The 19,090-nt window shown below is 71.5% G+C and carries 21 protein-coding genes; 6 read left to right on the forward strand and 15 right to left on the reverse strand.

Annotated elements, in window-relative coordinates:
• The first annotated feature begins 36 nt into the window (after window positions 1-36).
• Window positions 37-678, forward strand: a complete 642-nt coding sequence (locus AB0A69_RS10365; protein WP_361417966.1) for a methyltransferase domain-containing protein — start codon at window positions 37-39, stop codon at window positions 676-678.
• Here AB0A69_RS10365 and AB0A69_RS10370 read toward each other — a convergent pair.
• On the reverse strand, window positions 654-1,676 hold the full coding sequence (locus tag AB0A69_RS10370) for a transcriptional regulator (RefSeq protein ID WP_361417969.1): 1,023 nt from the start codon (window positions 1,674-1,676) through the stop codon (window positions 654-656). The genes AB0A69_RS10365 and AB0A69_RS10370 overlap by 25 nt on opposite strands.
• A 194-nt stretch (window positions 1,677-1,870) precedes the next feature.
• Here AB0A69_RS10370 and AB0A69_RS10375 point away from each other — a divergent pair, with 194 nt between their 5' ends.
• A complete protein-coding gene (locus tag AB0A69_RS10375) occupies window positions 1,871-3,274 on the forward strand; it encodes an MFS transporter (protein WP_361418441.1) in 1,404 nt (467 codons plus the stop codon).
• Window positions 3,275-3,470: 196 nt separating this feature from the next.
• On the opposite strand, the gene AB0A69_RS10380 is transcribed toward AB0A69_RS10375, so the two are convergent.
• The 12 genes from AB0A69_RS10380 to AB0A69_RS10435 form a co-directional block, all read right to left on the reverse strand.
• Window positions 3,471-4,241 carry a DUF6227 family protein gene (locus tag AB0A69_RS10380; protein ID WP_361417972.1) on the reverse strand — a complete coding sequence of 257 codons (771 nt, stop codon included), beginning with the start codon at window positions 4,239-4,241 and terminating at the stop codon, window positions 3,471-3,473.
• Between the two features lie 143 nt (window positions 4,242-4,384).
• The gene (locus AB0A69_RS10385) at window positions 4,385-5,434 is read right to left on the reverse strand and encodes a P1 family peptidase (protein WP_361417975.1); all 1,050 of its coding nucleotides are present in this window, start codon (window positions 5,432-5,434) and stop codon (window positions 4,385-4,387) included.
• A gap of 114 nt (window positions 5,435-5,548) precedes the next feature.
• Window positions 5,549-5,854 (reverse strand): hypothetical protein, encoded by a 306-nt coding sequence (locus AB0A69_RS10390; protein WP_361417979.1) that lies wholly within the window; start codon window positions 5,852-5,854, stop codon window positions 5,549-5,551.
• Window positions 5,855-5,933: 79 nt separating this feature from the next.
• Entirely contained in the window at window positions 5,934-6,332 is a 399-nt protein-coding gene (locus AB0A69_RS10395) for a hypothetical protein (protein ID WP_361417983.1), read from the reverse strand.
• A 131-nt stretch (window positions 6,333-6,463) separates the two neighbouring features.
• The gene (locus tag AB0A69_RS10400) at window positions 6,464-6,616 is read right to left on the reverse strand and encodes a hypothetical protein (protein WP_361417986.1); all 153 of its coding nucleotides are present in this window, start codon (window positions 6,614-6,616) and stop codon (window positions 6,464-6,466) included.
• A 1-nt stretch (window position 6,617) separates the two neighbouring features.
• Window positions 6,618-8,390 carry an ABC transporter ATP-binding protein gene (locus AB0A69_RS10405; RefSeq protein ID WP_361417988.1) on the reverse strand — a complete coding sequence of 591 codons (1,773 nt, stop codon included), beginning with the start codon at window positions 8,388-8,390 and terminating at the stop codon, window positions 6,618-6,620.
• The gene (locus tag AB0A69_RS10410; RefSeq protein ID WP_361417991.1) at window positions 8,387-8,746 is read right to left on the reverse strand and encodes a helix-turn-helix domain-containing protein; all 360 of its coding nucleotides are present in this window, start codon (window positions 8,744-8,746) and stop codon (window positions 8,387-8,389) included. The genes AB0A69_RS10405 and AB0A69_RS10410 overlap by 4 nt, the downstream gene beginning before the upstream one ends.
• Before the next feature lie 46 nt (window positions 8,747-8,792).
• Complete coding sequence (locus tag AB0A69_RS10415; protein WP_361417994.1) at window positions 8,793-9,743, reverse strand: hypothetical protein; 951 nt, start codon at window positions 9,741-9,743, stop codon at window positions 8,793-8,795.
• Window positions 9,740-10,369 carry a flavoprotein gene (locus AB0A69_RS10420; protein ID WP_361417997.1) on the reverse strand — a complete coding sequence of 210 codons (630 nt, stop codon included), beginning with the start codon at window positions 10,367-10,369 and terminating at the stop codon, window positions 9,740-9,742. The genes AB0A69_RS10415 and AB0A69_RS10420 overlap by 4 nt, the downstream gene beginning before the upstream one ends.
• On the reverse strand, window positions 10,366-11,343 hold the full coding sequence (locus AB0A69_RS10425) for an LLM class flavin-dependent oxidoreductase (RefSeq protein WP_361418000.1): 978 nt from the start codon (window positions 11,341-11,343) through the stop codon (window positions 10,366-10,368). Before AB0A69_RS10425 ends, AB0A69_RS10420 begins: the two co-directional genes overlap by 4 nt.
• Before the next feature lie 10 nt (window positions 11,344-11,353).
• A complete protein-coding gene (locus AB0A69_RS10430; protein WP_361418003.1) occupies window positions 11,354-12,622 on the reverse strand; it encodes an insulinase family protein in 1,269 nt (422 codons plus the stop codon).
• Complete coding sequence (locus AB0A69_RS10435; RefSeq protein ID WP_361418006.1) at window positions 12,619-13,938, reverse strand: pitrilysin family protein; 1,320 nt, start codon at window positions 13,936-13,938, stop codon at window positions 12,619-12,621. The genes AB0A69_RS10430 and AB0A69_RS10435 overlap by 4 nt, the downstream gene beginning before the upstream one ends.
• 157 nt (window positions 13,939-14,095) lie before the next feature.
• Between AB0A69_RS10435 and lxmK the strand changes: the two genes are divergently transcribed.
• From lxmK to AB0A69_RS10455, 4 genes are all read left to right on the forward strand, one after another.
• On the forward strand, window positions 14,096-15,202 hold the full coding sequence (gene lxmK / locus AB0A69_RS10440) for a class V lanthionine synthetase subunit LxmK (protein WP_361418009.1): 1,107 nt from the start codon (window positions 14,096-14,098) through the stop codon (window positions 15,200-15,202).
• Between the two features lies 1 nt (window position 15,203).
• Window positions 15,204-16,247 (forward strand): T3SS effector HopA1 family protein, encoded by a 1,044-nt coding sequence (locus AB0A69_RS10445; RefSeq protein ID WP_361418012.1) that lies wholly within the window; start codon window positions 15,204-15,206, stop codon window positions 16,245-16,247.
• Between the two features lie 26 nt (window positions 16,248-16,273).
• Window positions 16,274-17,620 carry an NAD(P)/FAD-dependent oxidoreductase gene (locus AB0A69_RS10450; protein ID WP_361418015.1) on the forward strand — a complete coding sequence of 449 codons (1,347 nt, stop codon included), beginning with the start codon at window positions 16,274-16,276 and terminating at the stop codon, window positions 17,618-17,620.
• Between the two features lie 239 nt (window positions 17,621-17,859).
• Entirely contained in the window at window positions 17,860-18,015 is a 156-nt protein-coding gene (locus AB0A69_RS10455) for an LxmA leader domain family RiPP (protein WP_361418018.1), read from the forward strand.
• A gap of 288 nt (window positions 18,016-18,303) precedes the next feature.
• Here the strand turns inward: AB0A69_RS10455 and AB0A69_RS10460 are convergent, their stop codons facing one another.
• Both AB0A69_RS10460 and AB0A69_RS10465 read right to left on the reverse strand, forming a co-directional pair.
• Complete coding sequence (locus tag AB0A69_RS10460) at window positions 18,304-18,633, reverse strand: transcriptional regulator (RefSeq protein WP_361418021.1); 330 nt, start codon at window positions 18,631-18,633, stop codon at window positions 18,304-18,306.
• Window positions 18,633-19,046: a hypothetical protein gene (locus tag AB0A69_RS10465; protein WP_361418026.1), complete on the reverse strand. Its 414-nt coding sequence runs from the start codon at window positions 19,044-19,046 to the stop codon at window positions 18,633-18,635. Before AB0A69_RS10465 ends, AB0A69_RS10460 begins: the two co-directional genes overlap by 1 nt.
• Window positions 19,047-19,090 lie beyond the last annotated feature (44 nt).

Consider the following 19,090-nt stretch of genomic DNA (forward strand, 5'->3'; position numbering starts at 1 on the left):
GCCCATCATGCCGGGCCCTCTGGCATGCTGGACCGCATGGGGGATCATGGACGTCACCATTCCGTACGCCGCAGCTATGACACCGTGGCCGAGGAGTACGCGGCCCGGTTGCAGGACGAGCTCGACGGCAAGCCGCTCGACCGGGCGCTCCTCACCTCCCTCCTCGAAGTGACGGAACCCGGGGCCGCGATCGCCGACCTCGGCTGCGGCCCCGGGCACGTGGCGGCGTGGCTCACGGGGAAGGGTGCGCGTACGGTCGGGATCGACCTGTCCCCGGGCATGGTGGAAGCCGGCCGCCGCCGGTTCCCCCAGGTGGAGTTCCGGGAAGGTGACCTACGGGAACTGCCCGCCAAGGACGGGGAGTTCGGATCCGTCGTCGCCTTCTACACGATCATCCACCTCGACCCCGATGACCTGCACCGCGCCTTCGAGGAGATGCGGCGGGTACTGCGCCCCTCCGGTGCACTCCTCCTCTCCTTTCACATCGGTGAGGAGGTCCGGCACCTCGACGAGTGGTGGGGGTACGACGTGGACGTCGACTTCCGCTTCCTCCAGCCGGGGCACATCGCCGGGCTGCTCCAAGCCGCCGGGTTCACCGTGGAGATGAGCCTGGAGCGCGCCCCCTACGCCCACGAGGCGGACACCCGCCGCGCCTACCTGCTGGCCCGCCGTACCTGAACCTCCTGCGGCGTAGCGGCGGAAGAGGGCGGAACGTCCACGGACCGGGCCAGCCGGGCCGCCAGGTCACCGACGTACGACATCAGCGCCTCCGGCCCGTGGACGGTGAACTCGCAGTCCACCAGGGCAAGTCGCACCGCCAGCCACTCGACCGCGTCGGCGGAGCGCGTGCGCAGGCGGCAGGTGTCGGGGCCCGTGGGGGTCGGGGCGAGGTGGTCGGGGAGGCGGGCCGCCACGAAGGAGGCGGGGGCCGCGAAGGTGACGTCCAGCTCGTGCTCCGCCCGAGACCGCGCCGCCGAGTGGGACAGCATCCGCGCCGCGTCATCGCCGTCGCCGCCCGGCAGCTCGCGGGGCGTGAAGCGGGCCCCGGTCGGGAAGGGCTCGCTGACGCGGTCGACGCGGAAGGTGCGCCAGTCCTCACGCTCGAGGTCGTACGCGACCAGGTACCACCGCCAGCCGGTCGAGACCAGCCGGTACGGCTCGACCTGCCGCCTGCTCTCGGCGCCGTCGCCCGCGCGGTACGCGAAGCGCAGCCGCTCCTGCCGGGTCACCGCGCCCGCCAGCGCGGTCAGCGTGGAGGGCGCGACCGTCGCCCCGTCGCCGCGCGTCAGCGGGATGGTCGCGTTCTGGAGGGTGGAAACCCGGTGCCGCAGCCGCGACGGCAGCACCTGCTCCAGTTTCGCCAGCGCCCGCACCGACGCCTCCTCGACGCCCTCGATGGCGTGCCCGGCGCCCGCCCGCAGCCCGACGGCGATGGCGACGGCTTCCTCGTCGTCGAGCAGCAGCGGCGGCATCGCGGCGCCGGCGACGAGCCGGTAGCCCCCGAGGGGGCCCTTCAGGGCCTCGACCGGATAGCCGAGGTCCCGCAGCCGGTCGATGTCCCGGCGGATGGTGCGCGCGGTGACGCCCAGGCGCTCGGCGAGCTCGCTGCCGGGCCATTCGCGCGGTGTCTGGAGGAGCGACAGGAGAGTCAGGAGTCGTGCCGGAGTGTCCGTCATGCCTTCAAGGATGCGGCCGCTATAGGACACATTCTGTCCTATAGGCCGATTAGCTTACGGGTATGACCTTCACGCAGGACCTGTCACCGACCACCAGTCCCTCGACGGCCGACTCGGAGGCCTCCGCCGAGGCCTCCGCCGAGGCCGCCGTCAGCGGCGGCGACCGGCGGCGCTGGCTGGCGCTCGCCATCGTCATGACCGCCGCCTTCATGGACCTGGTCGACGTCACCATCGTCAACATCGCCATCCCCAGCATCGAGCGCGACCTCGCGGCCTCCTTCGGCGCCATCCAGTGGATCACCGCCGGTTACGCGCTCGCCTTCGCCGCCGGGCTCATCACCGGGGGCCGCCTCGGCGACATCTACGGCCGCAAGCGGCTCTTCCTCCTCGGGATGGCGGGCTTCACCCTGGCGTCGGCGCTCTGCGGCTTCGCCGCCAGCCCGGAGATGCTCGTCGGCTCGCGCCTCCTCCAGGGCGCGATGGCCGCGATGATGGTGCCGCAGGTCCTGGCGATCGTCCACGTCACCTTCCCGGCGCACGAGCGCGGCAAGGTGTTCGGCATGTTCGGCGCGGTCGTCGGCCTCGGAGCCGTGTCCGGACCGCTCCTCGGCGCCCTGCTCACCCAGTGGAACCTTTTCGGCCTCGAATGGCGCCCGATCTTCCTGATCAACCTCCCCGTCGGCATCGCCGGCCTCATCCTGGGCCGCCGGTTCATCACCGAGTCCCGCGCCGAGAAGGCGCTCCGTCTCGACCTGGTCGGCGTGGCGCTGGCGACGCTGGGTCTGCTGATGCTGCTGTACCCGCTGACGCGCGGCCGCGAGACGGGCTGGCCGCTGTGGGGCCACTTCTGCATGGTGGGCAGCCTGGCGGTGTTCGCCGCGTTCGTGGCGTACGAGAAGTACAAGGCGCGCAAGGACGGTTCGCCGCTCGTCGAGCTGTCGCTGTTCCGGGTCAAGAGCTTCGCCGCCGGTATCGCCGTACAGCTCACCTTCGGTGTCGTCCTGGGCATCTTCTTCCTGGTCTGGACGCTGTACATGCAGGTCGGCCTCGGCTGGAGCCCGCTGAAGGCGGGGCTGACCGGGGTGCCGTTCTCGATCGCCGTCTCGGTGGCGGCCGGGATCTCCGTGCAGAAGCTGGTGCCGCGCTTCGGGCGGAAGGTCCTCCAGGCGGGCGCGCTGACGATGGCCGCCGGGCTGCTGCTCTACATCTGGGAGGCCGGGCAGTACGGCACCGGCATCACGCCCTGGCAGATGACCGCGCCGCTGGTGGTCATGGGCGCGGGCATGGGCCTGATCGTGGCGCCGCTGACGGACGCGGTGCTGTCGGGTGTGCCGCGCGAGCACGCCGGTTCGGCGTCCGGTCTGATCAACACGACCGGGCAGATGGGCAACGCGCTGGGCCTCGGCCTGGTGTCGGTGGTCTTCTTCGGGGTGATCGACGACGCCGCCCCGGTCCCCGCGCAGCTCGGCGCGGCGTTCGTGGACGCGTTCCGGAGCGCGCTGTGGTGGGTCGTGGCGGTGCTGGCGCTGATCTTCGTGGTGATGTCGGCGCTGCCGGCCAGGCCGAAGCAGGAGCAGGAGCCGGTGCTTGCGCACTGAACCCGGGCGGCACGCGGAAGGCCCGGCACCGGGGGCGCCTTCCAGTGATCGTCGCACCACGTGGTCGTGTCGGTCAGGCCGCGAGTAGTTCACGCAGGCGCTCGGCCGGGGTTTCCCAGCCGAGCGTTTCGCGTGGGCGACCGTCGGGACGGCGGGCCGCGTCAGCGGCGGTGGCGTCAGCGGCCAGTGGAGCGCGTCAGCGGCGCACCCGCGCGCGGAGCTCCATCGCCGCGCGGGCCGTGCGCTCGTCCGCGTACACCTCGCACATGTGGCGGCCGTCCGGCGTCGCCGTGTGCTCCACCTCCCACACGCTCATCTCGCTGCCGTCCAGCAGCAGGAACCCGTGCTCGTACAGCGTGAACCCCGCCTCGCGGCCCGCGACGCTGCACTGGCGGCCGAACACCTGCCTGATGTGGTGCGCGAAGGCGCCGCGCAGCCGCGCCGCGACCTGCTCGCCGGGCCGGTCGGCGTTCTCCGCGCGGCGCAGCACCCGCCGGGCGTGGTCGGCGGAGTCGTCCGGCTCGTACAGCGGGGGCGAGGCCGCCAGGGGGTCGGACATCAACGCGCCCAGCACGTCCAGGTCGAACTCCAGCTCCAGGCCGTCGTCCGCCAGGTCCGGGAAGGCGCCGCCCGCGGCGTCGGCGCCGCCGTGGAGGCGGGACGCCGCCAGCCGGACGTCCGACTGCTCCGTGTACAGCTCGTGGTGGTCGGCGCCGTCCCGCCCGGTGTTGTGCACCAGCTCCCACAGGGTCAGCGACGAACCGTCCGCCAGCAGGTACGTGTGCCGGTACGTCGCACGGTTCAGCTGCGCGCTGTGGTGCGACGAGTGCAGCGAACTGGCGTGGGCGAGCGCCGAGTCCAGGCGCTCCACCAGGGCGTCGGGCAGCTCGAAGGAGTTGAGCGCCCGACCCAGGAGACGCTCGACGTGCGTCTCCGGCGTTTCATGAGGATCGTTCGGAACGTTCAAGATGGGACTCCAGGCCGTCGCCGCGTGTCACTTGATGCTTGCTTAAGGTAGTGCCTGGGTCCGACAACGCGACCGGCTTCGGCAAAACGAAGGGCGCACGTGACCGGTTCCCGCGCCCCCCGCCAACTCCGGCCACCCGCCGGTCAGTCCGCGCCGTACAGTTCCCGGTACGACGGGAAGTCGCCACCCGGCCCCGACACCGACCCGGCGGACTCCACCGCCCGTACGATCGCCCTGGTCACGACGGCCGCGCCCGCCGCCAGCACCGCGTTGAGCGCGAGCGGGTCCGCGGCCCGCTCAGGCCCGGTGAGCGGGCGTGCGCCGGTCGCGAGGGCGAAGACCGTGTCGCCGTCGTTGAGCAGGTGTACGGGCCTGACGGCGCGCGCGATGCCGTCGTGCGCCGTGCCGGCGAGCTTGTGCGCCTGGGCGCGCGTCAGGTCGGCGTCCGTGGCGACGACGGCGAGGGTGGTGTTCAGCGGCGGCGGGCCCCCGCTGCGCTCGCGCGCCTCGGCGAGGCGGCGCAGCGCCGCCGCGTGCACCCCGGCGTCCGGGAGAACCGGCCGGGAGCCGTCGCCGTACCGCCCGTACAGCACGCCCGTGGCCGGATCGACGGCCGAGCCGACCGCGTTGGCCACCACCAGCGCGGCGACGGTGACACCGGAGTCCAGGACGGTGCTCGCCGTGCCGACACCGCCCTTCATGGCGCCGACCACCGCGCCCGTCCCGGCACCCACCGCACCGCACTCCACCGGGGCCCGCTCGGCGGTGGCGGCCGCCGCCTCCACGGCCGCCCGCCCCGTCGAGGCGTCGGGGCGCGCCGCGAAGTCGCCGCCCCGGCCCAGGTCGAACACGCACGCCGCCGGCACGACCGGCACCACGTGCGTCGGCCCGGGCCCCACCCGCACCCCGCGGCCCCGCTCCTCCAGCCAGGCCATCACCCCGGCCGCCGACTCCAGCCCGTACGCGCTGCCGCCGGTCAGGACCACCGCCTCGATGCGCTGGACCACGTTGCGCGGGTCGAGCGCGTCCGTCTCCCGGGTGCCCGGGCCCCCGCCCCGTACGTCCACGGCCGCGACGACCCCGCCCTCGGGCGCCAGGACGACGGTGGTGCCGCTGAGCGCGCGGTCGCCCGCGACACGCGCGTGCCCGACCCGGAGCCCGCCGACATCGGTCAGTGCGTCATTGGTTGCCATCCCCCCTACGTACCACGCGTGGCGCTGCGCCAGGTGAGCGTCACCCCGGTCGCGACCGCCGCCGCCGCCGCGACCGGCCCGGCCGCGACGACGGCCCGGCGGCCCGCGGCCCGGCTACTTCCGGACGTAGAGGGCCTGGAAGGGAGTGAAGGGGAGCTCCTGGACACAGAGGTAGGCGCTCCACTTGCCGTCCGCCACACCGCTCTGGCCGACCGCCTGGCACTTGGCCGCAACCCCGTAGAAGGAGTCTTCGCGGGTGTAGCCCTCGGGGGCCGTCCAGGCCGCGGCGGCGGAGATGACGGGCTGCCGCGGTGCGGGAGCGCTTTCCAGGGCCGATGCCGCTGAGGCGTGCACAGTGCCCAGGACGAGCATGGCCGTGAGGATCGTGCCCTGCACGGAAAGCTTGATCGAACGGTTCATGTCTGATTCCTTGTCTCGGTCGTACCGGCGGCAACGGCCGTGAATGTCCGTCCCGTTACGAGGGGCCCCGTGGTCGGCGTCACACGTACTTCCGCGGGCCGCAGTCGACAGGGCTCTCCATCCCCTTGCAGATGAAGATCGTGCCGGTCGTGGTGGGCATGATGCTTCGGACGACGTTGATCTCCGCGGTGCCCGGGCCGCACAGCGCGGCGGCTTTGAACGGCGGGCCGGGCACGAGGTCGTACTGGAACTGGGTCCAGACCGCGTAGCAGCCCGCCCCGGTGTTGGTGAGCGTCCCCGTCAGCGTGAGCTGGAAGGGGCTGGAGGGCCCGCTCGTTATCCGGCGGGCGCCCTCGGCGTGCGCCGTTTCGTGGGTGACGGACCAAGCCGGGGTGGTGGCTGCGGCCGGGGCCGCGACGGCCAGGGTGAGCAGCGCGGCGGATACGGCTGTGGCCGCGGCGCGGGTGCGGACGGGCATGACGTCAACTCCTTTGAGGTGAAGGGTGATGTGAAGGGAGGGTGTGGTCGGAAACCGCTTCCGGTGAGCGACCGCGCCGGGGGTGCGTACCGGGTGGCGCGTCCGGCGCGGTCGGCTCGTTCCCCCGGCGCTCAGACGCGCTTGCCGGCGCCGGGAAGCAGATGGCGGGCGCCATACAGGGCGTGGTGCAGGCCGGGCGGCACGCTGAGGGCGAGTCCGGCTCCGAGGAGGAGCGCGAGGACGGCCTTCTCGGTGGGGCCCAAGCGGTCGGCGAGTCGGGACATGTCAGCTCCCGGCCAGGGCGGGCTCGGCGGTGAAGACCGCCTGGGTGGCGATCAGCTCCCGGTACGCGGGGCAGCGGTTCATCAGAGCGCCGTGGTCGCCGGCGTCCACCACGCGCCCGCCGTCCATCAGCACGACGTGCTCGGCGTGGTGCACGGTCGACAGCCGGTGGGCCACCACGATGACGGCTCGGTCGGCGGCGAGGCCGTCGACGACGTCACGGAAGCGTTGCTCGTTGATGCCGTCCAGCTGGCTGGTGGGTTCGTCGAGCAGGATGATGTCGGCATCGGAGAGCAGGGCCCGGGCGAGGGCCATGCGCTGACGCTGGCCGCCGGAGAGGTCGATCTCGCGGCCGAGCGGGGTGTCGAGACCGTGGGGCAGGCCGGCGATGTCGTCGGTGAGGCCGACGGCTTCGAGGGCGGCCGCGAGCTCCGCGTCGGTGGCCGGGTTCTCTCTGCCGAGCTGCAGATTCTCGCGTGCGGTGGCCTCCAGCAGGGTGAAGGCCTGGTCGACGTAGGCGACGCGGGAGCGCAGTGCGTCGAGCGGCCAGTGGGCCGCGTCGTGGCCGAGGATGCGGATCTCGCCTCCGGCGGGCTGGTGGAAGCGGTCGATGAGCGACAGCACGGTGGACTTGCCCGCACCGGAGGCTCCGACGACGGCGGTGAGTCCTCGGCGGGGGGCGCTGAGGGTGAGGTCGCTCAGCGTGGGGTTGGCTGCTCCGTGGTGGGTGAAGCTGATCCGCGTGAACTGGACGGCGGGGGCGGCGGGAACGGGTTCCGGCGCGCGGCGGTGGTCGTCGTGACCGGTCTCCTGGGGCATCGCCAGCAGTTCGTTGCAGCGGTTCCGTGCGGCGAAGCCGGTCTGGAGACGTCCGAACCCGCTGGTGAGTGTGGTGGCGGGGGGAATGGTCTGGAGGAGGTAGAGAAGGAAGGCGGCGAACTCGGCGACCTGGAGGTCGCCGGCGGCCATGCGGGTCCCGCCGGTGAGGATGACGGCGATCATGGCGAATTGGTTGCCGAGACTCGTGACGGCGGGAATGAGCGCTTCGAGCTGTGCGCCCTGGACGCTGACGGCGCGCAGGGTGTCGGCATCCGTGTCGAGGTTGCGGCCGGCGAGGCGTTCGGCACGGTAGGCCTTGATGGTGGTGATGGCGCCGAGCGTCGAGGTGAAGCGCTGGGCGATCTGTCCGATGGCCGTCTGCTGGCCGGTGACGTTGCTCTTGACCCGGCGGAGGATCGCGGTGATGACGACGGTGACGATCGCGAGCGAGACGACGGTGACGAGGCTGAGGACCCAGTCGATCCAGACCATCACCACGAGGCTGAACACGACGGTGAGTGCGGCGATGGGCAGCTGAGCACCGAGGTCGACGACCTGGCGCATCATCAGGGCGTCGGACGTGATGCGTGCGGTCAGGTTGCCCGTGCCTTCCGCCCGAAGGGTGGTGAGGGGCAGCCGGAGGGTGTGGTTCATGATGCGGCTGCGGAGCCGGTAGATGAGGTTCTCGCCGGTGCGTGCGATGAGGAATCCGGACAGCGCCTGGGTGGTGGCTCCACCGACGGCGGCGATGCACATCCACGTGACGGGAGTGTGCAGTGGCCGGTCGGTGGCGAAGGCCGTGATGATCTCCTTGACGAGGAGAGGCACGGACAGGGTCGCCGCGGTGGTGATCAGGGCAAGGGCGAGGGCGGCGGTCAGGGGCAGGGGTGAGGCGGCGAGCTCACGCCGGAATCTGATCCGCCGTTGCTCGGCCGGATGCGCTTTCTGGGTGGTCATCGAGTCGTCATCTCCTGGGAGCGGCGGGCGAGCGAGGGAGGGCTGCCGGGGAAGCGCCGGGTCACCACGCGCGCGGTGGTGTGGTTGCGCAGATTCAGGTGCGCTTCGCCCAGCGCGGCTTTGAGCCTGCGGATCTCGTTGAGGAGCTGGCGCTCGCGCCGCGCTGTCTCGCTGTCGCGGGTCGAGGGCTGGAGCCCCTGTTGGCCGGCCTCGATGAACTGGCGCCGCCACTGGCATATGGACTGTACGGAGACGCCCGCTTGGCTGGCGGCAGCGGTCAGTTTGATGCGGCCGGCGATCAGCTCCAGGACGATGCTGGCCTTCTCCTCTGCGGGCAGGGCGGGTAGTCGTGGCATGAGCAGTCCCCCGGTTGTGGGTGGTGGAACGTGTGAAGGGAGCTGGTCAGACGGGCTGGAGAGCGGTGAGCGGGTCGTCGAGCAGCTCGGTGAGCATCGGGACGTACCCGTGGAGCTGCTCGCTCCAGCCGACGTAGGAGGCGTAGTCGTGGGCGTGGGTGGCCACGCGCAGCAGCGCTCCCGCGGCGACGGCTTCCGTGTCGGCGGTGCCGTAGTGCGCGAGGAAGGCACGCTGCAGGCGGCCGAGGACGGGCCAGGCGATGCCTTTGCGCCGGGCGGCGATGCGGTACTCGGTGAGTTCGCCCACCAGGCAGCCGAGGTCGATCTCGGGACGTCCCCAGCAGGTGTCGGGACCCGAGAGGACGCTGATCGCCTCGGTGCCGGGCCGGTCGCCGAGGACGATGCCGCCCATGGAGAACCAGCCGTGCAGGGCGGTGGCGGTCTCGTCGCCGCCGGGCTGGAGCAGGTGGTCGGTGAGCTCGTTCAGGCGGCCCCATCGGCGGCTGCCGAGCCGGCTTCGCAGCCGGTAGTGGAAGGCGGGGGCGGCACGGGTCCCGCGTCCCTGGTCGAGCCAGGAGCGCAGGCGCGTGAGGCCCGGGGGCCGGGGCGGGTAGGCATCGCGGTGTGCCGCGTGGTCCTGAACGCGCGACAGGTCGTGGAACCGGCGCAGTTGGGCGCCGAGGTGCGCGCCGATCGTCTCGATCTGCCGGTCGGTGTGGCTGTCCGATTCCAGGGCGGCCGCGAGGCTGTGCCGGCCGTCGGTTTCCCAGGCGACTTCGTGGGCGGTGGCCGTCGTGGGGGCGACCCAGGTGAGTACAGGGCTGGACGCCGCCGCCAGCAGGTCCAGCAAGGCCACGGGCACGGTGGGGAACGGCTGGTCGCGGTCGGGCCCGGGCGTGTGCTGCCACAGGATGGTGCCGGTGCCGGTGCGGCTGACGCGGGTGGTGAGGAAGCCGGTGCGGAACTCGGAGAGCACCTGCGGCGCGTGCGTGGTCATCTGCCGGCCTCCGTCCAGGCGCGGGCGTCCTCGAGTGCCGCGATGGCGTCGGGCAGGAGGGCCGCCGTGCCGATGCCCTGCCGACCGGTCGACATGCTGACGCCGGGGATGGGCGGCAGGACGGTGACGTTGGGACGCTGGGCGAGTTCGTCGACGTGCCTGCGGTGAGCCGGGCTCCGGTGGCCGCCGGGGGGCAGGGCGGGGCACACGACGATGGGTGCGCTGGTGCACTGCAGGGCGAGCAGGGCCGGTGTGTCGGCCAAGCCGAGGGAGAGACGCGCGACGAAGTGGAAGGTGGCCGGGTGGACGAGAACGGCGTCGGGCCACTCGGCCAGTTCCACGTGGAGGGCGCTGTCGGGCTGCTCCGGCCAGGCATCGGTGACCGGGCGGCCCATGCCCCCGGAGGTGGCGATGGCGGTGGGAGTGGTGAAGCGCAGCGCCGACGGAGTGACCACACACCGGACGTCGGTGTCGGGGTAGTGGGTACGCAGCCAGTTCAGCCACATGGGCAGGAACATGGCCTGGATGCCGCCGGTGGCGACGTACAGGAGCCGCTTGGCGTGGAAGGCCGGCGCGTCGGTGGGGAGCGTGGGCTGTGTGTGCTGCGTCGTGTTCTGCGTGGTCATCGGATGCCCCGCTCGGCGAGGGCGGTCAGGATGGCGGACAGGTCCCGCAGGGCCGCACCGGGGCCCTCCCCGATGTGGACGCCACCGGTGCTGACGATGATCTCGTCCACCCCCGCGGCGTGGTACGCGGCAAGGCGGGCCGCGATCTCGTCGGGGGTTCCGGTGGCGACGACGCCGTGTTCGACCAGCAGGTCGGCTCCGGCGCGCGGCTGGTCGGGGTCGACGGGTACGCCGGCCTGGTTGAGCATGTCCGTGTAGTGCGGGGCGGCCAGATGGTTCCGCGCCGCGTGGAAGGCGGTCCTTCCAAGGTCGCGCCCGGGGCGGGTGACGGCGCAGTGCACCACGGAGGCGATACGGGGCGCGGCGCGGCCTTCCTGCCGGGCTGCCTTCTGCATGGCGGGGACGAGCCGCTCTCGGATGTAGTCGGCGGGGGTGAGCCAGGTGATGGCCCAGTCGGCGATGCGTCCGGCGAGCCTGGCCATCGGCTCGCGCAGCACCCCGAGGCCGATCTCCACGGGCGGCGCTTCGAGGTCGGGCAGTTCGAGACCGTCGCTGGCCCAGGGGCCCTCCGGTTCGGTGGCCGTCTTCCCTTCGGCGAGCGTGCGCAGCATGGTGACGTAGCGGCGGGTCTGCGTGACGGGTGCCTGGTAGGGGGCGCCGAACATACGGGTCTGCAGTGCGGCGGCGCCGGGACCGATGCCGGCGATGAAGGGCTGGCCGGACAGAGCCGCCACCGAGCGGGCGTTGATGGCGGCGGTGAGCGGGTGGCGCAGCGGCATGATGGCCACGGCGGTGCCGTAGCCGAGGTCGAAGCCCATGCCGGTCAGGGCGGCGAACACATGATGGGTTTCGATCATCAGGGACTGCCCCAGCCAGAGGCGCCGGCTCGAGGTCGTCTCGGCCAGGCGGGCGAAGGGGGCGACCGTTCCGATGTCCGTGGGCATGACCGGGTAGATGACGCTGATCGTCGGCACGGGGTTCTCCTCAGGAAGCGTGCGGCAGGGGCGTGTCGGCGGGCGTCCGGACGGGGCCGCAGATCACGCCGGTGAGCTGGGTGGATCGGAACTGGGCGGCCGCCGTCCGGACGTCGCTCCGGGTGAGCTGCGGCAGGTGCCCCAGCAGCGAGTTCATCGCGGTCAGAGGGAAGCCGACGGTGAGGTACGACAGGATGCACGCCGCCCGGCCGGCCTGGGTCCCCAGGTTCAGCGCGTACTTGCCGAGAACATGGCTGACGGCGCTGCGCAGTTCGCGGTCGGTGGGGCCGTGCTCCGCGAAGTCGTCGAGGACGCGCAGCAGGTGGGCGTGGGCGGTGTCGGACCTGCCGCTGTCGACATCGGCCTCCACCAGCAGCAGATCGTCGTCCAAGTGGTCCAGGAGCGAGGCATGGGTGCGGTAGGCGAGCCCCTCCTCCTCGCGCAGGACGGTGTTGATACGGGAGCCGAAACTGCCGCCGAGGATGTGCGCCGCGATCTGGTCGACGGCGAACTGCCAGTGGCTGCGCCGGGAGGCCGTACGCGCCGCGAGGCGGATCTGGGTGTGCGCCCAGGAGGGCCGGGGCCGGTGAAGGGAGCCCGCCGGCCGGGCGAGGATGCGGGGCCGGGGCGGGGGCGCGCCGGGAGAGCGGGGTTGCCAGTCGGCGAGCACCGTGCCGATGAGGGCGTGGGCGTGCTCACCGTCCAGGTCGCCGACGAGGACGAGGTGTCCCTCCTGCGGTCGGAGGCGGTGCGCGTGGGCGCGGGCGACGCGTTCCGCGGTGACGGCGGAGATCTCGTCCGCGGAGGGCGCGGGGTCGGCGGAGGCGGGGACGTGCCCGTACAGGCTGCGCCACAGCTGGCGTACGGAGTCGGCCGACGGCTGGGCGGCCACGAGGGTGGCCTGTCGGCCGGCCTTGGCGGCCGCGGCGGCCACCCGTGCGGGCGTGTAGAGGGGGTCGAGAACCTCGGCGACGACATCGGCGAGGAGCGGCAGCCGATCGCTGGTACAGGTGAGGGAGAGAGTCAGCCACTGGTTGCGGCGGCCGACGTCGACGGAGCCGCCGTGCTGCTCGAAGCGGATACAGGCCGGCAGGTCGGGCCAGCAGGCGAGCAGGACGTCGATGTCGGCGAGGTCGGCCGGGCCGGCGATGTCGGCGGGGATGCCGAGATGGGCCTGGACGAGGGGGACGGTGGGCAGCACGGAGGTGGTGATGCCGAGACCGTGCGGGCCGGGGCGGCTGATCAGGTCCGAGAGGTGGGGCACCGAGGGGGAGGTCATGCTGCGGTCTCCTTGGGCTGCTGCGGATGGAGCTGCTGCGGAGGGGGCTGCCGCACAGGGGACTGCCGCAGATGCAGGACCGCCCGCTCATGGCCTCGGGTCAGGCGGCCGGCGGCACGGCTTATCAGTGCGGGGCCGACTTCGGCGATATGCCGGGCGAGCCGGTCGGCGATCAGCGGCTGCCGGAAGAGCAGTTCGCCCCTGGCCAGCGCCCGCACCCGGTAGGCCAGAGAGTCGAGTTGCAGGTACTGCCGGGTCAGCGCGTTGGCGACGGCGCGGCGTGACTCGTCCACGCCGGCGCCCCGCTCGCCGATCTGGCGGACCTCGCCCTCGATGGTGCGGAGCACGGCATCGGCCGCTCCCTCGGGATGGTGGGCGACGGCGACGAAGGTGTCGGGATCTCGTACCATCAGGGGCCCGAACAGTCCCACGGACGTGTCGACGACGGTGTCGTGGGCCGCCAAGGCCTGCCGCAGCCGGGCGGACGCACCGCTGGTGAGCAGGTGGGACAGGACCACGAAAGCGGCGTAGTCGGCGAGGGAGACGCCCGGGTCGGGAAGCCGCCAGCCGATGGCGAGGGCCGGGCGTGGGATCAGCGGGTCGTGCGCGGTGCCCCGCCGCTCGCGGGTCGGCCAGGGCTCGGACACGTCGACCGCCGCCGGCACGGGACGCGCGGGCACCGAGCGGAAGGCGCGCCGGGCCGCGTCGATGGCGGCCGCGGGGGCGAGATCGCCACAGAGGGCCAGTACGGCGTTGCCGGGAGCGTAGTGCCGGGCGTAGAAGTCGGCGCATTCCTCGGCCGTGGCCGCCTCCAGGTCGGCGATGTCGCCGTATCCGTTGTGGGTGTTCTCCCATTTCCGGAACTGGACGGCGGGCAGCGTCGTCCAGGGGAACCCTCCGTAGGGCCTGCCCTCGACCTGCAGCCGGATCTCCTGCTTGACCACGTCCCGCTGGGTGTCCAGGTTCTCGCGGGTGATGGCCAGACCCGCCATGCGGTCCGCTTCCATGGCCAGCACGTCGGCCAGCATCCCCGCCGACACGACCTGGTAGTAGTCGGTGTGATCGGGGAAGGTGTGGCCGTTGACCTGCCCGCCGTGCTCCTGAATGCGCTCGAAATGCTCTCCGCGCCGCACATTCAAGGATCCCTGGAACATCATGTGCTCAAAAAGATGCGCAAATCCTGAACGCATGCGCGGCTCACTACGGAAACCCACCCGATAGTGAACGGCGACTCCCACTCCGGGAATTCCGTGTACGCGCTGCGCCACCACACGCAGTCCGTTGTCCAACGTCGCGCGTTGTATCGAGTCCGACATGCGAGAGATTAGACCTCGCCGGTCGGGGCTGTTCAACGGTTAATTTGACTCCGCCGGTGATCGTCGCCCGTGGAATTGCACCGATCCTGTCCGGCGTCAACTAACGCGAAAGTTGAGCGTTGAGAGATCCTCGAACCGACCTCTACTGTCCCGTTCCATGGTGAAAACGATCGGCACAAGAGAGAGGCCGTCCCGGTTTCAGCCGGTCGACCTCCTGAGCGTTCCCCACGTGGATGCTCTGCTCATTCGTCTTGGCTTGGGGCCTCTCGATCCCGAGACGACGACCAGCCCCCGTGGACGCAATGACAACTGGGCCGGCACGACGGCCAAGGGCATGCATGTCTTCGTCAAGCGGTTCTCCGGCGGATTCCGCCAGGAACGGCTTTCCCGTACCCGGACCGTGTGGGAGCGCGGGCAGGGCCGGCTGCCGATGCCGGTGCTGATCGGTTCGGACCCGGAGCACGCGCTCATGGTGTTCGAGTACCTCCCCAACGGCGAGACGGGGACCGAACTGGCGGCGGACGGTCTGTTCGACGAGGAGCTGAGTTCCCAGGCGGGCTCTTTGGTGGCCGCGCTGCACAGTCTCGACCCCACGGGCTTCGACACGAGTGCGCACCCGCTCCCGCCGGTGGGCCTGCTGAGGGCGCTGCCGTTCGCGCGGTACGTCGAGGCGTCGGGCGCCGAGCTGGCCATGTGGCGGTTGCTGCACAACGACGCCGAGGTGGTGCGGGCGCTGGAAGCGCTGCGGGACGAGGACGCGGCCGGAGCGGGCACACGGCTGCCGATCCACGGCGACATGCGACTGGATCAGTTCCTGCGGGCCGGCGGCACACTGCACCTGACGGACTTCGAGGAGTCCCGGATAGCGGACCCGGCGCGTGACATCGGCGCCTTCGCGGGCGAGTGGCTGTTCCAGGCCACCTCGGACATCCCGAAGAGGCTGGCCGAGGCATCACCGCTCGGGCACATCCCCGGTCACGAGGAGATCGTCGCCACGGGTGCCGCGGAGATCGAGCAGCAGGCCCCGCTCGTGCGGGCGTTCTTCCGGTCCTACCTGAAGCACGCACCCGAGTCCGTCGTCGCGGACGAGGGGCTGGCCGTGCGGGCCGCCGCCTATGCCGGCTGGCACATGCTCGACCGGATGCTTGCGTCCTCGGAGAGCGCGGCGATTCTGTCGCCCGTGGTCAAGGCGGCCGCGGGCATCGGCCGCACCGTGCTGCTCGCCCCCGCCGAATTCACCTCATCGCTGGGCTTGGAGGGCTGACATGCACGGACATCTGGAACTCAACGCGCGGGTGACCGGCCTGCTGGACCGTGTGGTGGTGGAGCCCGGCGGCCTGCGTGCCCGGACGGCGGGCGAGACGTACGAGAGCGGCAGCCCGCAGCAGCTGGTGCAGAAGCTGTCCAACGTGCTCTACCAGACGTTGCACACCGGCCGTGAAAAGCCGCTCGACGTGCAGCCACGGACGTGGCGCGAGGCGGAGTTCGACCAACGGCTGCGGGAGGCGACCGGCGACCGTGTGTCCCCACTGACGGGTCACCTCGTCACGGGGAACGCCGGGAACACCGGGAACGCCGGGAACACCGGGAACACCGGGAACACCGGGAACGCCAAGATCGCCGAGATCGCCGAGGACGCCGACCATGTCGTGGCCGTCCTGGACGGGGTGCGGGTCCAGGTACCGGCTTCGGCCGTACTGGCCCGCGCCGAGCACAGCGTTGAGGTCGCGGTGCCGAGCGGCCGGCCCGGCCTGTCGCCCGGCTTCTTCCTGGCCACCTCCAGCCTTCCCGCCACCCGCGGCGGCGCGACACTGCGCCTCTATGCGCGGCTCGACGATCCCGAGGCCGCGCCGGGCGTGTGGAAGGTGCTCCTCGACTTCCTCGAGGAGGCGCGCGTTCCGTGGCGCGCGAAGATCTCCTCCTCGCGACAGCTCTACCCCCGCAACGACGCCCTGGTGGTGTACCTGCCCCGGCCCGCCTGGCGGATCGCGCGCGGGTGCGCACAGGCCCTCGCGGACACCGGCCTGCTGGCAGCGGGAACGTCGCCGTTCACCCACCCCGTCAACGAATCGGTGGGCTGCGCGTTCGAGCCCGACGAGCGGCGGCTGTCGCGCCGTGACATGAGCTTCGGGCAGCATCGCACACACGTCCTGGCGGAGGCGCTCGTCCAGCACGCGGCCTCGGCCGACGCCGCCCAGGGCTCGGTGCGCGAGGCCGTCGCGGCGGCCTTCATCGACGCCGGGATCGATCCGAGCGAGCCGGCCCGCAATCTTTCGTCTCCGGTCACCGAGGTACTGCGGACCTTCTGATCCGCCCAACGAGAAGGACAGCAACGATGTCTGAAGCACAGTACGACGTGGTCGTCGTGGGCGGCGGGCCCGCCGGCTCCACCATCGCCGGCCTGCTGGCCAAGCAGGGCCGACGGGTCTTCCTGATGGAGCGCGAGAGCTTCCCGCGCTACCACATAGGCGAGTCGATGGTGACCGGGATGATCCCGGTCATGGAGGAGCTCGGGGTCGTCGAGGAGCTCGAGAAGCGGTTCCAGCACAAGAGCGGCATCAACCTGGTGTGGGGGAAGGACCCGCAGCCCTGGCGGTCCGACTTCAGCGCGACCGGTGGCCTGTACGACCACTCGTGGCACGTGCGCCGCGACGAGTTCGACAAGCTGCTGCTCGACAGAGCCCGGGAGCTGGGTGTCGAGGTCGTCGAGGAGGCCCAGGTCACCGACGTTCTGCAGAACGACGACGGACGTGTCACGGGCGTCGCGTACAAGCACGCGGGCGTCCCGCACATGGTGCGGGGCCGGTTCGTCGTGGACGCCTCGGGCCAGCACCGCACCCTCACCCGCAAGCTGACCGGCATCACCTGGCAGGACGATCTGCGCAACGTCGCGATCTGGGGTTACACGGCGCAGTACACGCCGCTGGAGCACCCGGACGACATTCTCGTCGAGGCGATCGAGGGCGGCGGCTGGATGTGGGGCATTCCGCTGGCCGAGGACAAGCTGAGCATCGGCTACGTGCTGCCGGTCGAGCGGCTGACGGAGCTGACGCGCCAGGGCCGCAGCCAGCAGGACGTCTTCGCCGAGGGGCTGGCCTCCAGCCGGATCGCCAAGACCATGGCCGACGTCTCCACGGTGGGCGAGCTGCGCACCACCCGGGACTGGTCGCACATCTGTGACCGGTTCTACGGCCCCGGCTGGGTGGCGGTCGGCGACTCGGCCGCGTTCATCGACCCCCTGTTCTCCTCCGGCGTGTGGCTGGGCACGTCGGCCGCCTGGCTGGCGGCGCGCGCCCTCGACGCGGCACTGGACAACCCGGCCGAGCAGGACCAGGCGCTGGAGCGGTTCGACGCCACGTACCGGCAGCTCTACCACGACATCCTCGCGTACGTCCGCTTCTTCATGGACCCCAACCGGCTGCGGGAGGAGTACATGGAGCGGGCGCAGGCCATCGGCCGTACCTACATCGAGAACTCGGCGGTCGGGTTCATCACCCTGATCTCCGGCATCAAGGCGCTCCCGGACGTGGTCAGCTTCGACCCGATGGGCGAGCAGGGGCTGGAAGAGGTCATGAAGCGCCGCAACCAGATGGTCGCCGACGCCAAGGAGGCGGCCGCCAGGGAAGAGGCAAAGGCCAAGGCGAAGGCCCAGTCCCAGGAGACGGCACCCGTCGGCGCCTGACGGCCGAGCCGCCGTTTCAACAAACGCGCCAAAGTTTCTTGTTCCGGCGTAGCCGCCCAGCTCGGGAATCCTGAGGGGTAAAGAGGGCGATCCGCATTCCTCGACGGCCGAAATCCCCGCGTGATGAAGTTCTTTCAACGCCGAGGCGCGGACGCGAGATCCCGGTCACGGTGCGGAAGAGAAGAAACCTTCACCGGGCCTGTCGCCGCAAGCCCGGTTCCACGACAAAGGAGATTTCCATGAACGAGAAGCTGATCGCCGGTTACGCCGCCTACACCACCGCGGACGAGTTCGGCACGGCCGCCGCCGGTCAGGCCCCGGCCTCCGCCGAGACCATCACCATCACCATCGCGTCGATCGGTCTTTCCGCGACCACGGTCACCTCGAAGTGCTGACATTTCGTCCGCGCTTCCTCCTTCAAGGGGAATCCTCATGAGCGTCGTGTCCTGGGCGGAACGTTCCGCTCGCTTCCGCCAAGAACGCCGTCGTACGGCGGCGCCGGCACCGGTCACCCGGGCCGGATGGCTGGGCGGGGACTGCGTGACGCGTGCGGCGGGCTTGGGGCCGTCCGCGAGCATCACGTACCGCTGGTGAGCAGCGGTACCTGATGAACGGCATAGGTGCGGTCTTCTGGCCTGATGGTCAGAAGCCGCACCCTGTCGTGCTTGCGTACGGCGGAGCGGTCACTGGGGCGGGTTGTGCTGCCGGGCGTGCCGGGCGGCCGCGTCGGCGATGCTCTGCATGGCGGCGAGATGGCCGGCCAGAGCCGACCGCCCCCGGTCGGTCAGGGCGAGCCAGGTGCGAGGCGTCTTCCCCACGTGGCCTTTGCGTACGGCCAGGTAGCCGGCCTCTTCGAAGGCGGACACGTTCTTCGACAGGGCCGACGGCGACAGATCGCAGTACTCCTGCACCGCACGGAACTCCGCTTCGTCGCACCCGGAGAGGAACGCCGCGATCCGCAACCGGGTTGCCGTGCGGAACAGTTCGTCGAGGTTGTCGGTCACGTCGTCCACTACTGGACCTTCCTCTGCAGCAGGTACCACGCGAGGCCCGCGACCGCGACGCCCATGGCCACATAGAGCCAGCGCAGCTCCGGTGTGCTGTTGAGCGCCGAGACGAGGAAGGCGGCGGCGCCGGCCACCAGCGCGGCCTGGGTGCGGCGCGCGGGCCCGCGCAGGCCCCGCACGCCCTGCCGGGCGCGGATGCCCACGACCACCGCCCAGGCTCCGAGGGCCAGAGCGAGGCCGATGAGCGTGGCGGCCAGCCGCACCCACCCGTTGCCGGGGGCCTGGCCGACCAGGGCCACGGCGGCGCCGTACATCGCACCGCACACCGGTGGTGCCCAGGCGGGGAGGGGCGGGCGCACCGACGCGCTGTAGGACCGGCGGGCTTGTTCGAGGCTGTTGCGGGCTTCTTCTGCGTCCATGGTTGCCATCATGGCATCCACTTTCCTAAACTTCAAGTAGTTCC

Source organism: Streptomyces sp. NPDC045431, assembly GCF_040646655.1.
Classification (GTDB): Bacteria; Actinomycetota; Actinomycetes; order Streptomycetales; family Streptomycetaceae; genus Streptomyces.